A 22,253-nucleotide genomic window follows, 5' to 3' on the forward strand; every position below is an offset into this window, starting at 1 on the left:
GATCGGATGCAACTTCGAAAGGGACCGGCGTGTTGGTTGTTGATTGCATGCATCGCGATCGGGCCTGTGCATGCCCGCTTCGTCAGTGTGGATCCCGTCCAGGCCAGCGCATCGACGGGCGAGGACTTCAACCGCTACCACTACGCCAACGACAACCCGTATCGATTCGCCGATCCGGATGGGCGGCAAGCGAAGGAGATGATCAAGGGCGGGGTCAATCTGATCCGCGCGTTGATCAAGGGGCCGCCGAAGCAGGCTGCGCCCACGCCAGCAGTTCCAAAACCGTCGCCCGGCAAGGCCGAGGCGAAGGCCCAATCCGGTAACGAGGTCGCTGCCCCCTCGCAGCCGGCTCCGACGCTGGTCCAAACGAATCCGAGGAACTTGATCCCGACCGAGCCGAGGGCCACCTTGAACGGCAGTCAGGTAAACCGCATGGCCAATGACATGAAACAAGGCGGCTACGACGACAGATACCCCGTCGATGCGGCGCGTAATGCGCAAGGACGGCTGGAAATCCAGGATGGTCACCACCGTACGGACGCGGCCAAGCGCGCAGGCCTGGACAAGATTCCGGTGCGTGTTTGGGGACCGTCGGAATGAGGGGCCGTTATCGCGCGCTCTTCCTGATCCCCGCTGGCAGTTCCCGACGACTGACGGCCGAGGGGTGGTGGGAATTCGAATCCAGCGAGCGTATTCCGCAAGCGTTCGTCGACGCCCTTGTCGAAGCGTTCGATGCGACGTTCAAGGAAGAGTTCCTGGGAACCCGCGTCCATTCCGCTGAACGCTTGGAAATCAGCGCGGCTTACGACGCGACCGGGGAGATAGAGGTCGTGCAAATCAAGGATTACGGGGACCCCCGTCCCATCGCGCCGCAGATCCTCCAGATCATCGACGAACAGCAAGCGCGCGTGACGCTGTTCGACCCGCTCAGCGCATCGTGACCCACAGCGCGGCAACCGCCGCGCTGCCCAGCACCACCATCGTCAGCACCATGCCGAGGAATCGGCCCATCGACGTGCCCGCGTGGCGGCCCAGGCCCCACGCGTGCAGCACGCGGCCGAGCAACAACAGCGCGCCGCCGGTGAAGATCCACTGGCGGCCGATGCCCGCGATTTCGAGCAGCGCGAGCAGCAACAAGGCCAGCGGCACGTATTCGGTGAAGTTGCCATGCACGCGGACCCAGCGCCGCAATTCGTCGCTCTGTCCGGCACCGATGCCGACCTGCGCCTTCCCGCGCCAACGCGACACCTGCGCCGTGAGCCCCATCAACATCAGCGCATGCAGCGCGGCGAACAACAGCGTCGTCGTCGGCAGCGGCATCGTCGCCACGGTCGGCGCCAGTTGCGGCAAGGGCGGATCGTTGCGTGCATCGAGCGGATCGCCGGCGATCGGGAACCATGTGCCGCGTTCGAGCGACACGCGTCCCCGCAGCGGCGGCAAGGTCAATTCGCGCCAACCGATGCGCAGGTCGCCGATCTGCGGATCCAGTGGATTTTCCGCGCTGCCCAACCCATCGCCTTCGGGTTGGAACGTGGCGGCGAGATTCCCGGGCAACGCCGAAAAATTCGGACGGAACGAACGCCACTGACCGTATTGTTCGATGACGCTGCGATCGACCGGTTTGTCGTCGAGCGTCACGCGCTGCGCGGTCCAGCGGCGCCCGCGCATGGGAAAGTCCGGGTTCTCGTGGCCGGGCGCGTAACCGCTCGAATCGATCGGCGTTTCGCTCCAGACGCGTTCGTAGCCGCCGTCCTTCGCGCGCCACTGGTACATCTCCACGCGCCGCTCCAGGCCGAAGTGCCGCGCGCTGACGCCGAACTCACGGTCGCGCACCACTTCATCGGAAACCGGATCGCCTTCCTGCGCGTGCACCCAACCCGCCGCCAGCAACATCAGCAGCGCCAGGATCCCCCGCAGTGCGGGACTCATGCGGCCAGTGCCCGCGCGTGCAGTTCGGCCACTTCGTGCGTGGTGCCGAAGCGGCCCGTGGCGTCGCGCACGACCTGCGCGAGCGCGCACTCCGGATCGTGGGTGAAGAACAGATGCACGTTGCGCGCGAGCTTGTCTTCCAGGAATTCGCGCTTTTCGTCGATCAGCAGTTCGGCGTTGCGGTCGTAACCCATCGTGATCGGTACATGCACCCACGGGCGTCCGGGGATGAGGTCGGCGCAGAACACGACGCCGCCGTGCGCTTCCCCGTTGCTCGCATCCGGCCCGATGATTTCCGACAGCATCAAACCGGGCGTGTGGCCGTCGCTGTAGTGGAAGCGCACGCTCTTGCCGAGCGCCGGCGTATGCGCGCCCGTGACCAGTTCCAGGCGCCCGCTGTTTTCCAGCAGCGCCTGCAACTCGGGAATGAAGGACGCGCGGTCGCGCGCGTGCGGATGGTTCGCGCGCTCCCAACATTCCTTGCTGACGACGTAGGTCGCATTGGGGAACAACAATTCCGGCGCCCGGCCTTCGGCCCAGGGCGCGAGCAGGCCGCCGGCGTGGTCGAAATGCAGGTGCGACAGCACGACGACATCGACGTCCTCGTGTTCGAAGCCCGCCGCATGCAGGGATTCGAGCAACACGTGGCGGTCTTCGACGACGCCGTAGCGCTCGCGCATCTTCGGATCGAAGAACGCACCGATGCCGGTTTCGAACAGGACCGTCTTGCCGTTGAGCGGGCTGGCGAGCAGCGCGCGGCAGGCCAATGCGATGCGATTGGCTTCGTCGGGCGCCGACCAGCGGGACCACAACGCGCGCGGCGCATTGCCGAACATCGCGCCGCCATCGAGCTTCTGCGAGTTGCCGAGGATCGACCAGAGCTTCATGCGGCCGATTGTAAGCGCAGCCGTGGTTAACGGACCGCTAGCGCACCGGATCGGCGGACAAGTGGAAGACGAACGTGCCGTCCTGCGGTTGTGTTGCGGCCACTTTGATCGCGCCGATCGCGCCGCCGGCCGACAGGCGGCCCTCGCCTGTCGCATCCGGCGCCCGGCCCAGGCCGAACAGGCGCCCGCGCCAGCCCTTGATAACGATGCGCGCGCCCGGGCGGCCTTCCAGCCGCAGCACGCCCGAGGCGTCCTTCGGCACGGCGACGTTGCGGCCGCCGGTGTCGTCCAGGTCGTCCTGCTGGAAGGCGAACAACGCGTCGTCGTCCGCTTCCACGGTGAAGCGCCAATCGGTGGTGCCCGGCGAGCCATCGTGTTCGACGGCGATGCGGTCGACGGTGACAGTGTAGCGATCGACGGGCTTGGGTGTTTCGCGCGCCGGGGTTGCTTGCGCTTCAACGCGCGGCGTCGCGGAAGCGACGGCGGCCGCGGGCGCTTGCGGCGGATTGCGATCGCCGCGCACATTGACGTACACCGCGGTCAGCGACGCGATCAGCGCCGCCGCGCCCGTAAGGATCGCGGGCACGTGCTGGATCGCGGGCTTCTTCGGCGGTTGCTCGCTCATTTGCCCTTCGTGCCGCTCAACTGGACGTCGGCCTTGCCGACCGGATTGCGCGGGTCGCTTCCGCCCGACAGCGTATTCGTGCGGCGATCCCACTGAACCGTCTGCAGGTTGCCCCAGGTCGGTTCGGCGGCGTTGACGGTGTGGCCCATCGCTTCGAGCGCCTTCACCGCTTCGGCCGACAACGCGCCCTTCTCCGCCGAGATCACGTCCGGCATCCACTGATGGTGGAAGCGCGGGAGCGCGGCGACGGCCTGCGGTGTCAGGCCCGCGTCGTAACCGAGGATGCCGAGCAGCACCTCGGTGATGATGCGGCTGCCGCCGGGCGCGCCGATGGCGATGGCCTTCTCGCCGTTGTCCAGGAAAGTCGGCGTCATCGAGCTGAGCATGCGCTTGCCGGCCTTCGGCGCATTGGCTGCGAAGCCCATCACGCCGAACGCGTTCGGCGTGCCCGGGCGCAGCGCGAAATCGTCCATTTCGTCGTTGAGCAGCACGCCCGTGCCCGGCGCGATCATGCCCGAGCCATACAACAGGTTGACCGTCTGCGTCGTGCTCACGCGATTGCCTTCGGCGTCGATGATCGCGAAGTGCGTGGTCTCGTCGTCTTCCAGCGGCGCCGGCTGCCCGGAGATCAGCGCGCTCGGCGTCGCCTTCTCCGGATGGATCGAGGCGCGCAGGCCCGCGGCATAGTTGCGATCCATCAGGCGCGCCATCGGCACGGTGACGAAATCGGGATCGCCCAGGTAGATCGTGCGATCGCGGAACGCGCGGCGCATCGCCTCGACGGTGACATGCACGCGATGCGCCTCATCGAGCTTGGCAAGATCCCAGCCTTCGAGGATCTGCAGCATCTGCGCAAGCGCGACGCCACCGGAGGACGGCGGCGGCGCGGTGACGACGTCCCAACCGCGATACTTGAAGCGCAGCGGCTCGCGCTCGCGCACGTGGTAGCTCGCCAGTTCGGCGGCGGTCCACTTCCCGCCTTCTTCGGCGACGCCCTTCAACAACTTTTCGGCGACTTCGCCCTTGTAGAAACCGTCGCGGCCTTTTTCGGCGAGCAATTCGAGGGTGTGCGCCAGATCGGGCTGCTTGAGGATTTCGCCGGCCTTGGGCGGCGAGCCATCGGCGAGGAACACCGCGCGCGTACCGGCGTAACGCTCCATCACTTCGCGGCGGCTGCCGTAACCGCGTTCCAGGCGCGGATACACCTCGAAGCCTTCGCGCGCCAGGCGGATCGCCGGCGCGAGCGTCGTGCGCAGCGGAAGGCGGCCGTACTTCGACGCGATATGCACCAGCGCCGCGGGCAACCCCGGGATGCCGGCCGACCACGGGCCGTTCTCGGCGCGGTCGACGTCGAGCTCGCCCTGCTTGTCGAGGTAGGCTTCGGGCGTCGCCGATTCGGGCGCGGTTTCGCGCGCATCGACGAACACATCGCGATTGGTCTTCGCATCGTGCAGAAGGAAGAACCCGCCGCCGCCGATGCCGGAGGAAATCGGTTCGACCACCGAGAGCACGGCGGACGTGGCGACCGCGGCGTCGAAGGCATTGCCGCCCTTGCGGATCGCTTCGAGACCGGCGTCGGTGGCCAGCGCCTGCGCACTCGCGACGACGGCGCCCGGCGGATGTTGCGGGCGCGCGGCGCCTGCCTCGGCGGCCGCGGCGGTGAAGGTCGCGCACAACAACAACGTCGCGCAGAAAGTGAAGGCGTGCCGGATGACCGGGCGCAACGCTGGTGTCATGCAGGAGGCTCCGTGGTGCCGTCTTCCTGCTGCAGGCGCAGGAGTTTGGCGAGCAGTTGCTCGTTGGATTCGGGATGCGCGGCATCGGGATCGATGCATTCCACCGGACAGACGACCACGCATTGCGGTTCGTCGTAGTGGCCGACGCATTCGGTGCAGCGCGCCGGATCGATCACGTAGATCGTTTCGCCCTGGGAGATCGCCTTGTTGGGGCAGACCGGCTCGCAGACGTCGCAGTTGACGCAGAGCTCGTTGATCTTGAGGGACATGGGGTGGGGACCGGAGCGCGTGGCCGACGTTCGGCCACGCGCCGGAAAGACCTTATTTCGCTTCGACGAACACGTACTTGGCGCCCGACTTGGCCACCACCGGCTCGACGCGGCTGTTGTCCGCGGACTGGCCGATGAAGAGCACCTTGACGCCCTTCATCGAATCGGCGGGCACGTCGGTGAACGCCGCGATGACCAGGTCGCCCATCTTCGCCGAGGCCGGCGAAACGAAGGCGAGCATGTTGCCTTCCAGGATGCCGCGGGTCAGATCGCTCTTCACCTTGTCCATCTGCGCGTCGTACTGCGCCTGGAAGTCGGGGTCGGTTTCCTGCGGCAGGAAGTACACGAAGGGCGCGCTGGTGACGCCGTCCATGTTCTTCTTGACCACGTCGCTGGCGTAGGCCTGCCAGGCGTTCGGGTCGCCGTTGGTGGGCACGGCCACCGCGGCGGCCACGGCCTTCGGGGCTTCTTCCTTCTTGCACGCCGCCAGGGCGACGACAGCGAGCAGCGCGAGCAGCGCGGTGCGGGACATCGTGAGCAGCTTGTGTTGCATGGTGAAACCCCCCGGAACTAAACAATCGATCAGACGGAAGTGCGCTGCCATTCGGCTTGCAGCGCGGCGGCGACCGCCGCCGGCACGAACCCCGAGACATCGCCGCCGAGGCGGGAGATCTCGCGTACCAGCGACGAAGAAATGAAACCGTATTGCTCGGCGGGCGTGAGGAAGAGCGTTTCGACACCCGGGATCAGGTGCCGGTTCATGCTCGCCAACTGGAACTCGTATTCGAAATCCGACACCGCGCGCAGGCCGCGCAGCAGCACGCCGGCGCCCAGCTCGGTGACGAAGTGCGCGAGCAGGCCGGAAAAGCCGCGCACTTCCACGTTCGGGTGGCGCGACAGCGCCTGCCTGGCCAAATCCACGCGCAGCTCCAGCGGCAAGGCCGGACCCTTGCCCGGGCTCTGCGCGACGCCGACGATCAGGCGCTCGAACAGCGGCGCTGCGCGGTCGACGAGGTCCACGTGCCCGTTCGTGATCGGATCGAACGTGCCGGGATAAACCGCGATGCGGGAGGCCACGGGCATTGCGTGCGCGGTTTCGGCTCAGGAGTCGCCGGCGAGTGTAACCCGCCGGTAGAGCGCATAGCGCACCTCGCGCGTCCGGCCCTCGCGGTGCAGGCGCCAGCCCTCCGGCGGCGGCGCGTCGTCGGCCGCGGGGGCCTCCACGTACAACCAGCCGCCGGCGCGCAGGCGCGGGACCAGCACCGGCAGCACGCCGCCCCACAGGTTCGCGTCGAAGGGCGGGTCCACGAAGGCCAGGTCGAAACTGACTTCGGGCTGCGCATGCAGCCAGGCCATCGCGTCGGCCTGCACGATCTGCGCGGCATCGCCGCCCTGCAAACGCGCGGCCGCCTCGCGCAGGCAGGCCACCGCCTCGCGATCGTGTTCGACCAGGACCGCGCTCGCCGCACCGCGCGAGAGCGCTTCGAACCCGAGCGCGCCGGTGCCGGCGAACAAATCGAGCACGTGCGCGCCGGGCAGGATCGGCATCAACCAGTTGAACAGCGTTTCGCGCACGCGATCCGAACTCGGGCGCAGGCCCGGGCGATCGGGCACGCGCAGCTTCGTGCCGCGCCAACGGCCGCCGATGATGCGGACCTGGCCGGCGGAAGGGTCGCGACGCGTCATCGGGGCGTTCCGGGGGTGGGTGCTACCATGCCGGCCATTGTCCAACATCGAATGCCGCGGCCGCATGCGCTGGTTCCGACGCAAGAAATCCGACGACGGCGCGCCGCCTTCGACCGACCTTCCGACCGACGCACCGCGCCCCGACGCGCCGTCCGAGGTCGCGCCGGCGGGCGGCGAACCCGACGTTGCGCCCGTCGAAATCGACCGCAACTTCGAACCGGTCGTCGAGCCGCCCTTCGTCGAGCGCGCCCCGCCCGCCCCCGCCGGCAAGCCCGGCTGGCGCGAACGCCTGCGCGGCAGCGGGTTCGCGAAAAGCCTCGGCGGCCTGTTCTCGCGCAATCCCAAGCTCGACGACGACCTGCTCGACGAGATCGAAACCGCGTTGCTCACCGCCGACGTCGGCGTGGCCGCGACGACGCAACTGCTCGAAGGCTTGCGCCAGCGCATGAAGCGCCGCGAATTCGCCGATGCCCGCGCATTACTGCATTCGCTGCGCATGGAGTTGATCGCGATGCTCGCGCCCGTCGCGCAGCCGCTGGTGATCGATCCGCGCGCCAAGCCCTTCGTGCTGCTCACCGTCGGCGTCAACGGCGTGGGCAAGACCACGACGATCGGCAAGCTCGCGCGTCGCTTCAAGGACGAAGGCCGCAGCCTGATGCTCGCCGCGGGCGACACTTTCCGCGCCGCCGCCGTCGCGCAACTGCAGGCCTGGGGCGATCGCAACGACGTGCCCGTCGTCTCGCAGGGACAGAATGCGGACGCGGCCTCGGTCGCGTTCGATGCCTTGAATGCGGCCAAGGCGCGCGGTGTCGATGTCCTCATCGCCGATACCGCCGGCCGCCTGCACACGCAGCAAGGCCTGATGGCCGAATTGGGCAAGATCCGCCGCGTGATCGCGAAGGTCGATGCGGCCGCGCCGCATGAAGTGCTGATGGTGATCGACGGTACGACGGGGCAGAACGCACTCTCGCAACTGCGCCAATTCAACCAGGCGGTGACCGTCACCGGCCTGGTCGTGACCAAGCTCGATGGCACCGCGAAGGGCGGCGTGGTGTTCGCGCTCGCGCGCGAGTTCGGCATTCCGATCCGCTACGCGGGCATCGGCGAACGTCCGGAGGATCTGCGCGTGTTCGATGCCGAAGCCTTCGTCGACGCCCTGCTCCCGGAATCGCTCGGCACCTGATGACGCGCGCGCGCCGCTGGCTGCTGGCCTGCGCGGCGGTGGCGCTGCTGCTCGCGCTCGTCGCGTGGTGGGCCTCGCGGCCGCAACGCGTGGCGTCCTTCGTGGTTTCGCAATTGAGTTCGACCCTGGGGCTCGAAATCACTGCGAGCGGCGCTTCGGAATACTGGTTGGCCGGTGGTCCGCGCCTGGTGTTGCGTGACGTCGTGGCGCGCGCGCCCGGCGCGCCGCGTCCCTTGTTGCGCGCCGCGCGCATCGATGTGTCCGTGCCGTGGTCGACCGTGCGCTCGCGTGGCGCGGACCTCGCGATCAAACGCGTCGAACTCGACGCACCCGTGCTCGATCTGCCCATGCTGCAGGCGTGGCTCGCCTCGCGCCCGCCGAGCGAACAGAAGACGCCGACCTTGTCCGATGGCCTGCGCATTCGCGATGGACGCGTGCTGGGCGCGGGCTGGTCGGTCGACGCGATCGCGCTCGACGTGCCGCGCGTGATGCCGGACACGCCGGTCGATGCCGATGTGTCGGGCCGATATGTCGCCGCACAGACGCGCGTGCCCTTCGCGCTCGCGATCTCGATGCGCAAACCCGCGAACGACGCCGGCCTCGGTGCGCACGGCACGATCACGCTGGAGCAACCCGGCCGCCGCATGCCCGCGACCTTGCGCGTGTCGGGCCCGCTGCACGTGGACGACCACGGCGTTCGCATCGCACCACTGCGTGCGTCGATCGTCGCGCGCTACACGCAGAAGGACCTCGACCTGCCGTTTGCATTCGCACTCAACGGTCCGCTGCGCGTCGAAGGCGGCGCGGTTTCGCTATCGCCGGCGGGGATCGCGTTGCGTGGCAAGGGCGTCGTTCCGAATCTCGACGGACGCGTGGCCTTTGCGTACACCGACAAGGCGATGTTGCACTTGGCCGGCAAGTTGGCGACGTGGCCGGAGGCATGGCCCGCATTGCCGCCGCCGATCGGACAATCGAATGCACCCTTGCCCGTCGTGCTCGATTACGCGGGGCCCTTCGATTTCTCGTCGGTCGCACGCCTGCAACTGGCGCGCGACGAGACGCGGTTCGATGCACGCTTTGCGTTGCCCGCGGTCCTTGCGTGGATCGATGCAGATCCGGGTTCGCCCTTGCCGCCCTTGAGCGGCCGCCTCACCACACCGACGCTGGATATCGGCGGCGCGCTCCTGGAAGGCGTCGACGTGCGCATGCACGATCCCGCGCTCGATACCGTGGCGCCATGACCCAGGCCGCATCGTTCGCCGACCGACTGCTTGCGTGGTTCGATGTCTCCGGTCGACACGACCTGCCCTGGCAGCATCCGCGCACGCCGTATCGGGTGTGGTTGTCGGAAGTGATGCTGCAGCAGACGCAGGTGCGCGTCGTGATCCCGTACTTCGAACGTTTCGTCGCTGCGTTACCCGATGTGCGCGCACTGGCGGCCGCGCCGCTCGACGACGTCATCGCCTTGTGGGCAGGCCTGGGCTACTACGCACGCGCGCGCAACCTGCATGCCGCGGCACAAGCCTGCGTCGATCGACACGACGGCGAACTGCCGCGCGATCTCGACGCACTGATCGCCCTGCCCGGCATCGGCCGCAGCACCGCCGGCGCGATCCTGTCGCAAGCGTGGGGCGATCGCTTTCCGATCCTCGATGGCAACGTCAAGCGCGTGCTGACGCGCGTGCACGGCATCGAAGGCTATCCCGGCCTGCCCGCGGTCGAAAAACAATTGTGGGCGATCGCGCAGGCGCAATTGCCCGATGCGCGCATGGCCGACTACACCCAGGCGCAAATGGATCTCGGCGCCACGCTCTGCACGCGCGCCGATCCGGCATGCGTGCTGTGCCCGATGCAAGGCACATGCGTCGCCCTGCGCGAAGGCCGAACGGCCGAGCTGCCCACGCCGAAGCCCGGCAAACCGCTGCCCGAACGCAGCGCGCTGATGTTGTGGATCGAAGACGCGCAAGGCCGCGTCCTGTTGCAGCGACGCCCCGCCACCGGCATCTGGGGCTCGCTGTGGTCCTTCCCCGAACATGCCGATCGCGACGCCGCGCGCGCCTGGTTCGCCGACCACATCGCCGCCGAGTTCGAAACCTCCGAAGCGCTGGCGCCCGTCGCGCACGGCTTCACGCATTACCGCCTGCACATCCAGCCGCTGCGGTGGCGGGGCACGCAGCCCCTGCCCGCGGCGAGCGATAATGGCGACCTGCGCTGGATCCCGCGCGCATCGCTGGGCACGCTCGGCCTGCCCGCGCCGGTCCGCAAACTACTGGAAGCCTGAAATGCCACGCACCGTGTTCTGCGTCGTCGACCAGATCGAAACGGACGGCCTCGATTTCATTCCCTGGCCCGGCCCGGTGGGCAAGCGCGTGTTCGAACACGTGGGCAAGCCGGCCTGGCAACGCTGGCTCGCGCACCAGACCATGCTGATCAACGAAAACCGCCTGTCCCCGCTGGACCCCAAGCATCGCGCGATGCTCGAGGTCGAAATGCAGAAGTTCCTCTTCGGCGAGGGCGCGGAGAAGCCCGTGGGCTACGTCGCGCCCGACGCCTGATCCGTCAGATCGCCATCGCCTTGCGCTGCGCGCGCACGCCGTCGATGTTCAAGGGGCGAATTTCCTCGATGCGGCAATGCATGGACGAGCCGCTGAAGGCCACGCGATCGAACTTCGCCTGCACCCACGCCCCGGTCTGCGTGGAGATGAGCATCGCCCCGGCGCCGTTGTCGTAATCCAGGCACGGGCCGCTCAGGGTCATGAGGTAGATTTCCTTCGGGCGCATGGTCACGACGATGTGGTTGCCGTCGACTTCCTCCCAACCCTGCGGCGAGAAGTAATTGATCTTCGCCACCGGCGCGCCGGCGTTGGCTTGGTAGAGCGACAGACGTTCGGCGCGCGTCATGCCCGACGAACACGCGGCGAGCGCCAAGGTCGCGGAGACCGCCGCGATCGCGGAAAGCACCTGGCCTTTCATCTTCGAACCTCCGGTATCGCGGCCCCACCGCAGGACCGCCCGATCCATCTTGCTCCCGACGAACGCATGCGGTTCAACCCCGCCCGCACGCTATTCAGCGCCCATCCGGCTTGCCCTGCCCCCGCCCTTTCCGTAACATGCGCGGCTCGCTGGCCGGGTAGCTCAGTTGGTAGAGCAGGGGATTGAAAATCCCCGTGTCGGGGGTTCGATTCCCTCCCCGGCCACCAGCGATTTCAAAGGGTTGCGCGCAAGCGCAACCCTTTTTCTTTGTGCGGATCACTGGCGGTGCCCGTTGGGTGCCCCTTCGCAAAAGGCTGGGCCCGCCCCCGACGTCCACACCGAAGTCATACACGCTCGCGCGCGCCCGCGATGCGGTGGGATATTCCGGAAAAGTTATTGGTCTTGCGCCCAAGTTCTCCTCCCGATCCGGGAACGGAGGACGTCATGAACCAGCAATGCAAAGGGCCTGCCTGGAATAGCGGCAAGCTCGTCGGGCAGAAGTCCCCGCTCAAGCTCAAGGAGATCTGGGCGATTCGGTTCCGACTTCAGCTGGCCGGAGACTTGCGCAAGCTCGCCCTTTTCGACCTGGCGATCGACAGCAAGCTCAGGGCCTGTGACCTGGTCGGCCTCCATGTGCGCGACGTGACCCACGGGTCTCAGATTGCGCCCCGAGCCCGAGTGATCCAGCGCAAGACCAAGCGCCCCGTCCAATTCGAAATCAGTCCTGCGACTCGGGACGCTCTTGCCGCGTGGATCGCATCGCGCCGCCTTCCGCCGGATGCCTATCTATTCCCAAGTCGCCAACACGAGGGCGCTCACCTTTCGACGCGGCAGTACGCTCGCATCGTCAAAGGCTGGGTAGGAAGCATCGGACTGGGTGAGCCGAGCTATGGGACCCACTCGATGCGGCGCACGAAGGCATCCCTGATCTATCAACGCACCAAGAACCTGCGCGCCGTCCAGTTATTGCTTGGTCACTCCAAGATCGAGAGCACAGTCCGCTATCTGGGCGTTGAGGTGGATGACGCCCTGAGCATGGCCGAACAGACGGAGGTCTGACCAGGCGGAAAGCGCTGCGTTAGATGTCCGCTTTCGGCCAAAAGCGGGCATTCGCCGACGCGAGTCTACGTAAGCGCTTTAGGCCCCGAGCAGCCACGAAATTGCGTCGTCTCGCCGCTGGAAAGCTCGCACCTTAATTTGCCGAATAATTCCCGCTGTTTCGGCAGGATGGGCATGGATGTGCGCTATGCCAACTAAGGCCACGCAACAATTCTCAAGCAGTGGATGGGTGATGGCTTTTGCAATGAAGTCCAGACGCGCCCCGTCATCGTCACCGACAACGTTGGCACCGAGAAAATTGACAAGGACCCTTTTAGTGCCGGGTCGCCCCGTGTCGATGTTCAAGGACTCCAACGCATGCGCCCGATCAACGTACGAAGTCGTGCCGAAGTATTCGACCTCGATAATTCCTTCCCGGATGAGGCTGACCCGGTGCGTCACTGTGGCGGCGATTCTGGGCGCATATCAACTTGACCCTAGCTGCCACTTTCGTGGTCACCGGGTGAATATCCGAACTCGATGACACAAGGTGCTTTCTGCGTTGTGCGGCGGCTTCACAGCAGCGCGAATGCGAGTGCCGCCAACCCTGTCGGTAGCAACGCACCGGCAAGCAATCCGGTGGCACTGATCGTTTCGTCGGAAAACCCCTTCTTCAGGAGCGATGCTCCGGCGGGATTGGGCGCGTTCGCGATGACGGTCAGGCCGCCACCGGCGACCGCACCCGCAACCAACCAATACCGCGCGTCGCCCACGATTCCGGAGATCGAGCCCAAGTACGTCAGGGCCGCGTTGTCAGTGATCGCGGTGAGTCCGATCGCCCCCAGGAAGAGCGATATGTCGTCCAGCGCGGCCATTGTCGGCTGCAGCCACCAGCGTTGGAGGCCTCCCAGAACGACCAGGCCGGCAAGGAAAAAACCGACCAGCAGGGCTTCCCGGAGGATGAGGGGATTCTGGTAGCGGTCGTACGCCTGCGCGAAGCCCAAGAACAGCAACAGCAGCCCGATGAAGACAACGGCGTGGTGCGCGCTCAAAACGATGCCTGCGAGCAGGCACAAGTGCACGAGCATGACGGACACAGGGAGAGTCTCGTCGTCGCGCCTCGTTTGGTCCGGGAGGTGCTTGCGCAGTGCCAGGGTCGCGAGCGTCGCGTTGACGATCACGGCCAGCGCGGCCTTCCAACCGAAGTTCGTCAGCATGAATCCGGTGTCCCAGTCCCATGTCTTGGCAACCATGAGGATCGGTGGGGCCGCGTAGGCGCTCAGAGTGCCGCCGATCGAGACGTTGACGAACAGGGCGCCGAGCGCGAGGTACTTCGGCATCTCGGGCACGTCGCTGCGAAATGCGACGGGGCCCAGCATCAATGCAGCAATCGTCATCGCCGCCGGTTCGGTGATCAAAGAGCCCAGCAAAGGCACGGCGGCAAGTGCCAGCCAGGTCGTGGACACGCCGGACTGCAACGGCAGCCGATCGGCGATCGCATGCACGATCGATCTCACGACGTAGAGAATGGGTTTGGAACCCGCCACCACCATGATCGCGAACACGAACAGCGGTTCGGTGTAATTGCGCGACTCAACGTAGCTTGTCGCTTCGGTTGGCCCCACCGATGCGGCCATGATGGTGATGAGGACGATCGCCCAGAAACCAAAGACGACTTCCACTTCGCCGAGAAGATGGAAGACCCCTGCATGGTTGGGGACCCGATGCGCGAGGCGCTCAAAGCGCTTCGCCGCGAACGTGTGAAGGACGGCGAGTCCGAATATTGCGGCTGCCGCGAGTTCGATCGGCGTTGGCTGCATAGGTCAATGGTTGCGCATCAGCGCCCGTCGAATTCGGGCAGGCCATGCTTCCGGACGCGCTCTTCCACGCGGGCGCGAAGGCGCCAGCGTGCAGCATCGCTGAGCATCCGCCCTGCCCAGCGAAATACATTGAAGTCGCGCACCGTATGCCGAAGGCTGATCATGCGTTCGCGTTGTTCTGCGGACGACATCCTCGCGGCACGATAAATCGCATCGGCAGTTTCCTCGACATGGTAGGGATTGACGATCAACGCCTCGTGCATCTCGCGCGCAGCACCGGCGAAACGGCTCAGCACCAGAACGCCCTGCTCGTCATCCCGGGAGGCAACGAACTCTTTGCAGACCAGATTCATCCCATCGTGGAGGCTGGTGACAACGCAGATGTCCGCCGCACGGTAGAGCTCGATCAACTGCCCATGGTCGTGATGTTCGGCAAGCAACACGACCGGCTGATAACGCCCGGAACCGAAGCGCGCGTTGATCCTGGAGGCAATACGCTCGACCTGCTGCTGGAAGGCGCGGTATTCGTCGAGAGAGGATCGCGTCGGAGAGGCCACCTGCACGAACACGAACCTGCCATGGAGGTTCGGGTGCTTCTCCAGCATGCGCTCGACCGCGTTCAGGCGCTCCACGATGCCCTTGGTGTAGTCGAATCGATCCACGCCCAGCCCGATGATGGCGTGCTCGGGCAGCCCGAGGCGCCCGATGACGGCATGCCGGCAATCGGCGGGCGATGCCCATTCTCCTTCGGTGGGGTGCGGCCATTCGATCGAAATCGGATAGCTTTCGACGAAGGTCTCCCGCTCGGCGACCGCCACGACTGAATGCTCGTGCTCGATCCTGGCCTCGATGAACCGATCGACGGTTTCGAGGAAGTTCTTGCAGTGGAACTTCGTGTGGAAGCCCAGGATCGTGCTGCCCAACAATCCGAGCAGGATTTCGCGACGCCACGGACAGATGCCGAAGGATTCTGGGTTCGGCCAGGGGATATGCCAGAACGTCAGGATCGTGGCTTGCGGCAGCTTTTCGCGAACCAATGCGGGCACGAGCGCCAAGTGATAGTCCTGCACCAGCACGACGGGATCTTCGGTGCGCGCCTCCTCGACGACAGCATCGGCGAACCTTTGATTGACCGCACGATAGGCTTGCCAATCCGATTCGCGGAACACCGGGCGGACATGCGCCACATGGCATAGGGGCCACAGACCCTCATTGGCAAAACCGTAGTAATACCCCTGCTCTTCCTCCCGGCTCAGCCAGATGCGGCGAAGCGAATACGTCGGATGATCCGGCGGAACGGCGACGCGATCGTCGAGATCGACCACATCGCGATCGGCGGACCCGCTGCCATGCGCGATCCACGTTCCCGAACACGCCCGCATGACAGGTTCGATTGCAGTAACCAGGCCGCTCGCCGGTCGACGGACGTGCACGCCGTGCTGGTCGTGATCATGGATATAGGGCTCGCGGTTGGAGACGACGATGATTTCGTCGCCCCGCAGTTCTACGTGCAGCAAGCCGCGCAGCCGCTCCGGCGTCCACCCTGTCTCGGGTCCTCGCGCGCGTCGATACTCATCCTCCAACTGCCGAACCCGGCTACGAAGCTCCTGGGCAAGCGGCGCGAACTCGGCACGCATGGGTATGGGACCCATCGGGCCGACCTCGCCACGAAGCAACGCACGAGCGCCCGCGATCCAACCCCGCCAGCTGATCTGCGCAACGAGCATCGTGATGATCGCCACGACAAGGCCGAGCGCTGCGAGAAACGCGATCAAGTAACGCCGGGTATCCAGGCTGCGACGCTCGATGAAACTCAGATCATGCAGAAGGATCATCTCCGAGTCTGGCTCACCTTCGGTCAGAGAATTCCCCGCGGCGACCAGTGGGTGGCGAGTGACCAGGACCGCGCCGCCGGGAAGCGTCATGCGCGGGTCGTCCAACCCAGCGGCTTGCCTGGCGTCCGCGCACGACAGCGCGTCGGGAAATGCATTCGAGCGCGCGAACACTTCGCCATCCGGGCTGCAGAGCCCAATACCGAACACACGCTCGTCCTGCGCCGTTCGATCGAAAAGCAACGCGAGGCGATGCGCATCGCGTGAGGCCAACGCGTCGATCGTCGAGTCGTGAAGGGCATTGGCCACGAGCGCGGCACGAGCGCTGATGTCGCGCGTGAACCACCGCAACGTGAGCCTGTCGATCAGCGGAAGCGCCACGTAGGCCGCAACCACCATCGCGGCTGCAAGCGGCAGGAGAAATCGTAGCTGTAATCGCAGGTATCCGAGCATTAAAGACCAAACGTTGGCGACGCGAACACTCCCCTGTCGCACAATCGTGCGACTGAACGACACTCCTTGCATCACCTGCGCCGGTGGTCCTTCACGGTTGCCGGGAACTCACGGCGCGGCTGGAGGTATTGTCCATCATGCGCATGCACCAGGTGTGCACGCGGGGTGAAGAGCGATGACCGGAGTTTCGGATGCAGCATCTTTGGGAAAGTATCGTGCGCCCGCTCGCGCTCTACCTGGGTGTAGTTGCGGTCGCCATCGTGGTGATTCGGTTGGCGCTCGCCCTCGTCGAGAAGATGGGCCGACGTGATTAGGAAAGGCGACCGGCGCCGAGGCAAAAAAGAAGGGCTCGATCGAAACCGAGACCCTTCCGATGCACGACCCGAGAGCCATGCGTTACGCCGGACGAGTGGCGCTGCCGAACAATATCACCCTTTCATTTTCGCAGCGAACGCCTCCGGTCTACCGCCCCTGATTAGGCGCAAGCTCGTAGATCCTCTCCCCCCGAGCAGGAAATCCTTGCCATCAATCAACGCAAAGCCTCGTGCATCGATCTGTTCTGCGACTGCATCACCCAAGCTTGTGTTGGAAAAACGCCACTCCGTGGTTCCCAGATAGAGGGACGTCGAGGAAGGCGCAAGGGATGCATCCATTGGCCAAAGGCGCGACAGGAGATAACGACCGTCGTCCTGGCGATACACATGCAATTGATTCATTGGCTGTCCGCCCCCCCCCCCGGCGCTTGTTACGCGGTCAGAGTTACGCGAATTCCGTATGCCGGATGTGAACCAAGGGGGCCATCTGTCCGAAGCGCTCCGCCGCTCATCAAGGATCGCAAAAACAAACGAGAGTGGATTCCGTCCAAGGTCACATCCCATGCGGGGGCTCCCTAGGTCGCAAAGAAAACTCCGACGAGCCCAAAAGGATCGCTCCGAGCGATTGAGCAGGGGCGCGATGGCAACTAACTGCGACGTAGCGCGACATTCGCGACAGCGGTCTTGTGGCCCGTATTGCGGTGGACCGCCGCTTGTTCGATCATCGAGGCATGCTGACGCTCTCCCCAGACCTCCGGCGATTCGTCATTGCCAAGATCCCCAGCGTTTCGCACTTGGAAGCCTTGTTGCTCCTGCGTTCCACAAATGCGGCCTGTTCCATCGGACAGTTGGGCGCGCGGCTATATGTTTCACTCCCTCAAGCCGTCCAGATTGTTGACGACCTTCAGACAGTCGGACTTGCGGTGCACCTTGGCGAAAACGTCCAGTACCTGCCGAAGTCGGAAAAGCTGGCGCGAATGGTCGACGAACTGGCGGACGCATACGTCCGGCGTTTGGTCGAGGTGACTCGGTTGATCCATGCTGCCAACGACAAGAAGGCCCGCCGGTTTGCGGATGCCTTTCTCATTCGAAAGGATTCTTGATGGCGCTTCTTGTCTATGCTCTTTGCGCACTTGCTGCGCTGGCCTGTTCTGCAATGCTTCTCAACGCATGGCGAAAGAGTCGATCTCGGATGCTGTGGTGGAGCGGCATTTGCTTCTTCCTGCTGACGCTTGCCAACATCGCTCTAATCGTGGATTTTTTCGTACTGCCCGATGTCCAACTGTGGCCGTTGCGGCATCTCCTGAGCTTGGCGGCGATCAGTGCGCTGCTCTACGGCCTGATCTTCGAGGAGCGGTGAATATGGAGGCGTTTTTGCTTGGAATGATCTCGATGGGATCTGCAGTGGCCGCATTGCTGTTTCTGCGATTTTGGCGTTCGACGCAGGATCGCTTCTTTCTCTTCTTCGCGGCCGCTTTCGGAGTCGAATCCATAAATCGCTTCATCCTCGCCGCGACGGGGGCTTCCGCAAGTGAATATCAATTCGGATATGTAATAGCTCGGCTGGCCGTGTTCGCTTTGATTCTTGTAGGAATATTGGACAAGAACGTTTTTCGAAAGGATCGTTAGGCATCCAGCGATGTCCGCTTTGGGTCGAAAGCGGTCACCCGCCCAATGTCCGCTATCGGCCAATAGCGGACATTTCAACGGATCCAAACACTTGGCTGACGGTGGCCACAAGTGTGGCTAACGGCCGCAACTGATCTGGCGCATAGGTTGTGAAGATGACGACCATGACCGTGCCTCGCGTGCTGCCCGTGCGCAGGTACGCCCGCCTTTATCGAGTTACCGAAATACAGACCGCTCCCGGCTTGGCTGAAATTTTCTTCTGTTACCGGAATCGGCGCGGCTCATGTTTTCTGCTTGCGTTGCCCATGTCCTTCTTGTTTTTTCAATTCGCCTTCTGAATCGCTGGCGGATAGTAACTTCCATCCGCAACGCCGCCGCGTGGGCCGTAGAAACGGAAAGTTATCGAGTAGATCAAGCCTCCGAGCGTTGGCAGCCAGTTTCCGTCGTTAACATCCGCGGGCTTCTCGGGGGCAAAGTGCAGCGTCAACGATCCGTCTTTGCCGTAAGCAAGATCTGATTGGTTATTAAGCAGAAATCGGTTCTGCGGATTCGGCAGCACACGCATGTGCTTGGCGTCCACGGCGATCGCCGACCAGAAGTATTTCGCGTACTTCGAAGGGAGATCGTTCTTGGGAAACGTCAGCGTGTAGTGGTTGTCGCTGTTGAGGACCTCTCCGTTGCTGTCTTCGCGACCCTTGTAGTACAACACCTCGTGGAGCGTGTTCGCCCAGATACCGCCCATGCTGATGCACGTCCGCGCCAACCAATCGTCTTCATACTTGCCGCATATCTTCGGGCGGACCCAATGGTTTTCCATTGTCCCGTGCCCCAAAAAGTGCGCGCCCTTGGCATAATCTTTAAGCCCGCGATCACGGATAATTTTATCTACACGGGCGCGTTCTGCCGGGTCCTTCACCGCTTCGGCGATGGTCCGCGCGTTGGCCGCGACCGTTTCCATGCCGGGATTAATGTCCGCCTCGGTATCAAGGGCGAGCCTCGCAAAGTCGAATGCTTCGACGGTCGGAGGTTTCTCAATATCAAACATCACCGTCTTGGGAATTTCCGGCAGCTGCTTCGGCGTGCCGATCGCCTCGAACTTGAACTGTTTCTGGAGTGCGACCGCGTCATCCCAATTTGCGCCGAGTTCGACGCGCAGGAGCACGCGAGAATACTTGACCGGGACATCAATGCGCTGGGCGCCATCAGGGATCGAAACATTACTTCCCGCATAGCAGACTGCGAACTGGCCGTGCGGTTTGTCGGAGAATATTCGCGCGTTGATGTTGGCGAGCGTTTCACCCCAACCATTCATGAACTGCACGGTGAAGTAGCGCCCTTCGATCTTCGGCACGGTGACAAGCAAGTAGCAGTTTTCATCCACCGCCACCCATGCCTCGGAATACGCCACATCCAGGTTGGGGTTCGGCCAATCCACCCCGCCAGGTGGTTGGTGCACGAGTTCGTTCCACTGAAAGCCTGACTGAAAATCCAACTGCTGCTGCCGCGTGATCGCCAAGCGTCCGAGCAAATAAATGTAGCTGTCGCTGATCTCTTGTTCTCCGATCGCCGGTGCCGTTCTTGCATTCATTGCTCCTCTCCTTATTTGCTCTTCTCCACCGGCGGTGGGGTCCACGAGCCGTCGAGCACCGGAGTCTTTGGCCAGTACGCGCGTATGTAAAGCGTGAAATCTGCGTCTCTGGGCGACGGGAGCCAGTTCGCGCGCTGCTTCGCGTCAGACGGCGCGTCCGGCTGAACATAGATAGTCAGCGAGCCATCGGAATCGAACTGCAAGTCTGTGTTCTTGGTGCCGACCGAGTACCTGGCGATCTCGTTCGGAACGAAAAAGTGCGTGTCGTCATACATCGTCAGCGACCAAAAACCATGAGCGGGTGGTGTTTGGTCTTTGGCGAACTTGACCGTATACCGGTTAGCGCCGTTGAGCCGACTGCCTTTTGCATCAAGGTCCTGATAGTAGTACTTCGTCTCATTTGGCGAATTGACGAGAATATTGGACTTCGCAACCGCCGTGCGTGTGAAGTAGTCGGTGCCGAACGCGGATTCGTTTGAGATGGTGCTCCAGTTGTAGGGAAGCTTCTGGCCGTAATTTCGGAACTCCAAAAGCGGATCTACGATTTTCTCTTGAACTTCGACCACGGCCTGCGTCATCGCTTCCTTCAGCGCGGGGTTTTGCCTGGCAGCTTCCAACACGGCGAGCACCTGCGCGTAACGAGCCTCTTCACCCGGGAGCGGAGCGCCATCAGCGAGAACGGCCGGAAGCACGTCGAAAAAGGTTTCCGGTTTTACCCACTTCGTCTCGCCCGAGCTCGTGGTCTTGGACGGCGCACGCGGCAGTTTGCTCCAATCAATGCTCTTAATCATTCCGTCGTATTCTGAGAGCGGGTACATCACAACCTGCTTTAGCGGCTCTTGTATTGCTTTCTTGTCCGCCGGGTCATCGCTTTGCGCAATGCGCGGGCCTACGATTCCCGTGTTGGTCGACGAACGAAAAACTTGCGCGATCCCTTTCGGTGTTTCGCCCTGCCAATCGGGACCGACGAGCAGGTAGAATCCCGGCGTCGTGTTATACATCTTGCCAAGTTGGACGAAGCTATCCGTACGCAGATCGACGATCTGGTAGACCCAAAAGCGATCTCCGAAGTCGGGCACTTGAATCACCACCGGTTCGATCTCGAGTCCCAACGCACCAATTCCGTAGACCACGTCCTGGTTCGAACAAGCGACATTCCGTTGTTCGGCCGAGGCGTAGTCGGTCAGCATCGTGAACTTGTTAACGGGTGCCTGAGGCGACGTGCCCAAATACCGCTGTTCTTTTATCCTCGAAAACAAGAGCCGCCGGTTGTAAATGTTGACCATGGGCCAGGCCCAGAAATAAACGTCCCGAGCGACAAGCTTTGCGTACTCTTCCGTAATCTTCACACTTGCGTCCGGTCCCGGTGGCATCGCGCGTGACCAATTCCGCGATGGACATACTTGAGTGCTGATCGCCGGTGAGGTCGCAACTTTCAACGACTCAGTTTTCGTTGCCATTACCTTTCGCCTCATGCAGGGGCCAAGCTAGTAGAACGCATCACGCGCGACGAGCCGCACGTGTACTTCCGTGATCGTCGCGCCGCCGGGCACGGTCCGCTCCGCCCGGGCGATGGCATGATTGGCGCAGACCGTGGCTGGATCTCGGCCAATGCTCGCGCGCTTCGAGAGGTAAGAACCAGCCTAGAGGCGCGTATGGGTGCGAACAACGTACAACCTACTGAAGCAAGCTCAGTAGTTCTACTGGCGGGCTTGAGGCGGTGATTCAACGTTGCTCAAATCGGTCGAATGTCCGCTTTGGGTCGAAAGCGGACATTCCGCCCCAAGCTAGTCACCCTGTGACCGACCCTCACTCCTAGTGACCGCTTTCGACAAAGCGGACATTTGCGTAGGTCGCTAGCCGATGTCTTGTTAGCCGCCTGCGGGCTGCATACGCTACTGCTCATGAAACCTGCAGTCCACGCGGTCCGGCTTCGCGTTCTCGTCATGATCGCTGCCATCGTTGCGCTCGCTTGGTGGTGTCGAGGGATGGCTTCGCCCCGACTGGCTCGGCCATTACTGGATGGTGCGCAACGCTTGGGCTTCGCTCAACCTCGTGCCAAGTTTTGCATTCGCCGTAACGCACATGTTCGACCGGGCGCCGTCGACGCAAGCAAACGGCGCCTTCTTCACTATCTACTGGGCGCTAATCGCCCTGTGCATCGCGCTTGCGATCGAATGGTCGCGCAAGCGACTGTTCTCTGGCCAATAGGGGACGGCTTCTAGTGACTGGCATCGACCCAAAGGACGCGCTGACTTGTAGTGCCTGTGGCGGGCCGATAATGTGCGCCG

Annotated in this window: 24 protein-coding genes, 1 tRNA gene and 1 pseudogene; 12 read left to right on the forward strand and 14 right to left on the reverse strand. The window is 63.8% G+C overall.

Features of this window, described 5'->3' with window-relative positions:
* Window positions 1-6 precede the first annotated feature (6 nt).
* Window positions 7-600 carry a ParB/RepB/Spo0J family partition protein gene (locus AB4059_RS04675; protein WP_498977037.1) on the forward strand — a complete coding sequence of 198 codons (594 nt, stop codon included), beginning with the start codon at window positions 7-9 and terminating at the stop codon, window positions 598-600.
* Complete coding sequence (locus AB4059_RS04680; protein WP_498977039.1) at window positions 597-941, forward strand: hypothetical protein; 345 nt, start codon at window positions 597-599, stop codon at window positions 939-941. Before AB4059_RS04675 ends, AB4059_RS04680 begins: the two co-directional genes overlap by 4 nt.
* Here the strand turns inward: AB4059_RS04680 and AB4059_RS04685 are convergent.
* Genes AB4059_RS04685 through rsmD form a run of 8 tightly spaced genes read right to left on the reverse strand, consistent with a single transcriptional unit; the run spans window position 928 to window position 7,132 of the window.
* The gene (locus AB4059_RS04685) at window positions 928-1,929 is read right to left on the reverse strand and encodes a TMEM43 family protein (RefSeq protein WP_498977041.1); all 1,002 of its coding nucleotides are present in this window, start codon (window positions 1,927-1,929) and stop codon (window positions 928-930) included. The genes AB4059_RS04680 and AB4059_RS04685 overlap by 14 nt on opposite strands.
* On the reverse strand, window positions 1,926-2,816 hold the full coding sequence (locus AB4059_RS04690; protein WP_498977043.1) for an MBL fold metallo-hydrolase: 891 nt from the start codon (window positions 2,814-2,816) through the stop codon (window positions 1,926-1,928). Before AB4059_RS04690 ends, AB4059_RS04685 begins: the two co-directional genes overlap by 4 nt.
* 37 nt (window positions 2,817-2,853) lie before the next feature.
* Window positions 2,854-3,441, reverse strand: a complete 588-nt coding sequence (locus AB4059_RS04695; RefSeq protein ID WP_498977045.1) for a hypothetical protein — start codon at window positions 3,439-3,441, stop codon at window positions 2,854-2,856.
* Window positions 3,438-5,177 (reverse strand): gamma-glutamyltransferase, encoded by a 1,740-nt coding sequence (ggt, locus tag AB4059_RS04700; protein WP_498977048.1) that lies wholly within the window; start codon window positions 5,175-5,177, stop codon window positions 3,438-3,440. Before ggt ends, AB4059_RS04695 begins: the two co-directional genes overlap by 4 nt.
* A complete protein-coding gene (locus AB4059_RS04705; RefSeq protein ID WP_156643005.1) occupies window positions 5,174-5,446 on the reverse strand; it encodes a YfhL family 4Fe-4S dicluster ferredoxin in 273 nt (90 codons plus the stop codon). Before AB4059_RS04705 ends, ggt begins: the two co-directional genes overlap by 4 nt.
* A 52-nt stretch (window positions 5,447-5,498) precedes the next feature.
* Window positions 5,499-5,999: a hypothetical protein gene (locus tag AB4059_RS04710; RefSeq protein ID WP_498977050.1), complete on the reverse strand. Its 501-nt coding sequence runs from the start codon at window positions 5,997-5,999 to the stop codon at window positions 5,499-5,501.
* Window positions 6,000-6,028: 29 nt separating this feature from the next.
* A complete protein-coding gene (coaD, locus tag AB4059_RS04715; RefSeq protein WP_498977052.1) occupies window positions 6,029-6,529 on the reverse strand; it encodes a pantetheine-phosphate adenylyltransferase in 501 nt (166 codons plus the stop codon).
* Window positions 6,530-6,547: 18 nt separating this feature from the next.
* The gene (gene rsmD / locus AB4059_RS04720; RefSeq protein WP_498977054.1) at window positions 6,548-7,132 is read right to left on the reverse strand and encodes a 16S rRNA (guanine(966)-N(2))-methyltransferase RsmD; all 585 of its coding nucleotides are present in this window, start codon (window positions 7,130-7,132) and stop codon (window positions 6,548-6,550) included.
* A gap of 250 nt (window positions 7,133-7,382) precedes the next feature.
* On the opposite strand from rsmD, the pseudogene ftsY reads away from it, so the two are divergent.
* The 4 genes and pseudogenes from ftsY to AB4059_RS04740 all read left to right on the forward strand — a co-directional run.
* Window positions 7,383-8,315: pseudogene (ftsY, locus tag AB4059_RS04725) on the forward strand (signal recognition particle-docking protein FtsY); the annotation flags it as partial.
* Window positions 8,315-9,556 (forward strand): AsmA family protein, encoded by a 1,242-nt coding sequence (locus AB4059_RS04730; protein WP_498977056.1) that lies wholly within the window; start codon window positions 8,315-8,317, stop codon window positions 9,554-9,556. The pseudogene ftsY and the gene AB4059_RS04730, both read left to right, overlap by 1 nt.
* Window positions 9,553-10,596 carry an A/G-specific adenine glycosylase gene (mutY, locus tag AB4059_RS04735; protein WP_498977058.1) on the forward strand — a complete coding sequence of 348 codons (1,044 nt, stop codon included), beginning with the start codon at window positions 9,553-9,555 and terminating at the stop codon, window positions 10,594-10,596. The genes AB4059_RS04730 and mutY overlap by 4 nt, the downstream gene beginning before the upstream one ends.
* A 1-nt stretch (window position 10,597) precedes the next feature.
* Window positions 10,598-10,870 (forward strand): oxidative damage protection protein, encoded by a 273-nt coding sequence (locus tag AB4059_RS04740; RefSeq protein WP_498977060.1) that lies wholly within the window; start codon window positions 10,598-10,600, stop codon window positions 10,868-10,870.
* Window positions 10,871-10,874: 4 nt separating this feature from the next.
* On the opposite strand, the gene AB4059_RS04745 is transcribed toward AB4059_RS04740, so the two are convergent.
* Window positions 10,875-11,288: a DUF6491 family protein gene (locus AB4059_RS04745; protein ID WP_498977062.1), complete on the reverse strand. Its 414-nt coding sequence runs from the start codon at window positions 11,286-11,288 to the stop codon at window positions 10,875-10,877.
* Between the two features lie 151 nt (window positions 11,289-11,439).
* On the opposite strand from AB4059_RS04745, the gene AB4059_RS04750 reads away from it, so the two are divergent.
* Together AB4059_RS04750 and AB4059_RS04755 are read left to right on the forward strand one after the other, a co-directional pair.
* Window positions 11,440-11,515 (forward strand) — tRNA-Phe (locus tag AB4059_RS04750).
* Window positions 11,516-11,732: 217 nt separating this feature from the next.
* Window positions 11,733-12,347: a tyrosine-type recombinase/integrase gene (locus tag AB4059_RS04755; RefSeq protein WP_498977064.1), complete on the forward strand. Its 615-nt coding sequence runs from the start codon at window positions 11,733-11,735 to the stop codon at window positions 12,345-12,347.
* Between the two features lie 78 nt (window positions 12,348-12,425).
* On the opposite strand, the gene AB4059_RS04760 is transcribed toward AB4059_RS04755, so the two are convergent.
* From AB4059_RS04760 to AB4059_RS04770, 3 genes are all read right to left on the reverse strand, one after another.
* On the reverse strand, window positions 12,426-12,788 hold the full coding sequence (locus tag AB4059_RS04760; protein WP_498977066.1) for a hypothetical protein: 363 nt from the start codon (window positions 12,786-12,788) through the stop codon (window positions 12,426-12,428).
* A gap of 113 nt (window positions 12,789-12,901) precedes the next feature.
* Entirely contained in the window at window positions 12,902-14,146 is a 1,245-nt protein-coding gene (locus AB4059_RS04765) for a putative Na+/H+ antiporter (RefSeq protein WP_498977068.1), read from the reverse strand.
* 17 nt (window positions 14,147-14,163) lie between these two features.
* Window positions 14,164-16,431, reverse strand: coding sequence for an alpha,alpha-trehalose-phosphate synthase (UDP-forming) (locus tag AB4059_RS04770; protein WP_498977070.1), 2,268 nt, complete (start codon window positions 16,429-16,431; stop codon window positions 14,164-14,166).
* A 1,045-nt stretch (window positions 16,432-17,476) separates the two neighbouring features.
* Here AB4059_RS04770 and AB4059_RS04775 point away from each other — a divergent pair.
* Genes AB4059_RS04775 through AB4059_RS04785 form a run of 3 tightly spaced genes read left to right on the forward strand, consistent with a single transcriptional unit; the run spans window position 17,477 to window position 18,374 of the window.
* Window positions 17,477-17,848, forward strand: a complete 372-nt coding sequence (locus AB4059_RS04775) for a hypothetical protein (protein WP_498977072.1) — start codon at window positions 17,477-17,479, stop codon at window positions 17,846-17,848.
* Window positions 17,848-18,105, forward strand: a complete 258-nt coding sequence (locus tag AB4059_RS04780) for a DUF5985 family protein (protein WP_498977074.1) — start codon at window positions 17,848-17,850, stop codon at window positions 18,103-18,105. Before AB4059_RS04775 ends, AB4059_RS04780 begins: the two co-directional genes overlap by 1 nt.
* 2 nt (window positions 18,106-18,107) lie before the next feature.
* Complete coding sequence (locus tag AB4059_RS04785; RefSeq protein ID WP_498977076.1) at window positions 18,108-18,374, forward strand: DUF5985 family protein; 267 nt, start codon at window positions 18,108-18,110, stop codon at window positions 18,372-18,374.
* A gap of 322 nt (window positions 18,375-18,696) precedes the next feature.
* Here the strand turns inward: AB4059_RS04785 and AB4059_RS04790 are convergent, their stop codons facing one another.
* Window positions 18,697-19,962, reverse strand: a complete 1,266-nt coding sequence (locus tag AB4059_RS04790) for a DUF1214 domain-containing protein (RefSeq protein WP_498977078.1) — start codon at window positions 19,960-19,962, stop codon at window positions 18,697-18,699.
* A gap of 11 nt (window positions 19,963-19,973) precedes the next feature.
* Window positions 19,974-21,437 carry a DUF1254 domain-containing protein gene (locus AB4059_RS04795; protein WP_498977080.1) on the reverse strand — a complete coding sequence of 488 codons (1,464 nt, stop codon included), beginning with the start codon at window positions 21,435-21,437 and terminating at the stop codon, window positions 19,974-19,976.
* Between the two features lie 487 nt (window positions 21,438-21,924).
* On the opposite strand from AB4059_RS04795, the gene AB4059_RS04800 reads away from it, so the two are divergent.
* Entirely contained in the window at window positions 21,925-22,173 is a 249-nt protein-coding gene (locus AB4059_RS04800) for a hypothetical protein (protein ID WP_498977082.1), read from the forward strand.
* The last annotated feature ends 80 nt before the right edge of the window (window positions 22,174-22,253 follow it).

The organism is Lysobacter sp. 2RAF19, from assembly GCF_052115395.1.
In the GTDB taxonomy this organism is placed as follows: domain Bacteria; phylum Pseudomonadota; class Gammaproteobacteria; order Xanthomonadales; family Xanthomonadaceae; genus Noviluteimonas.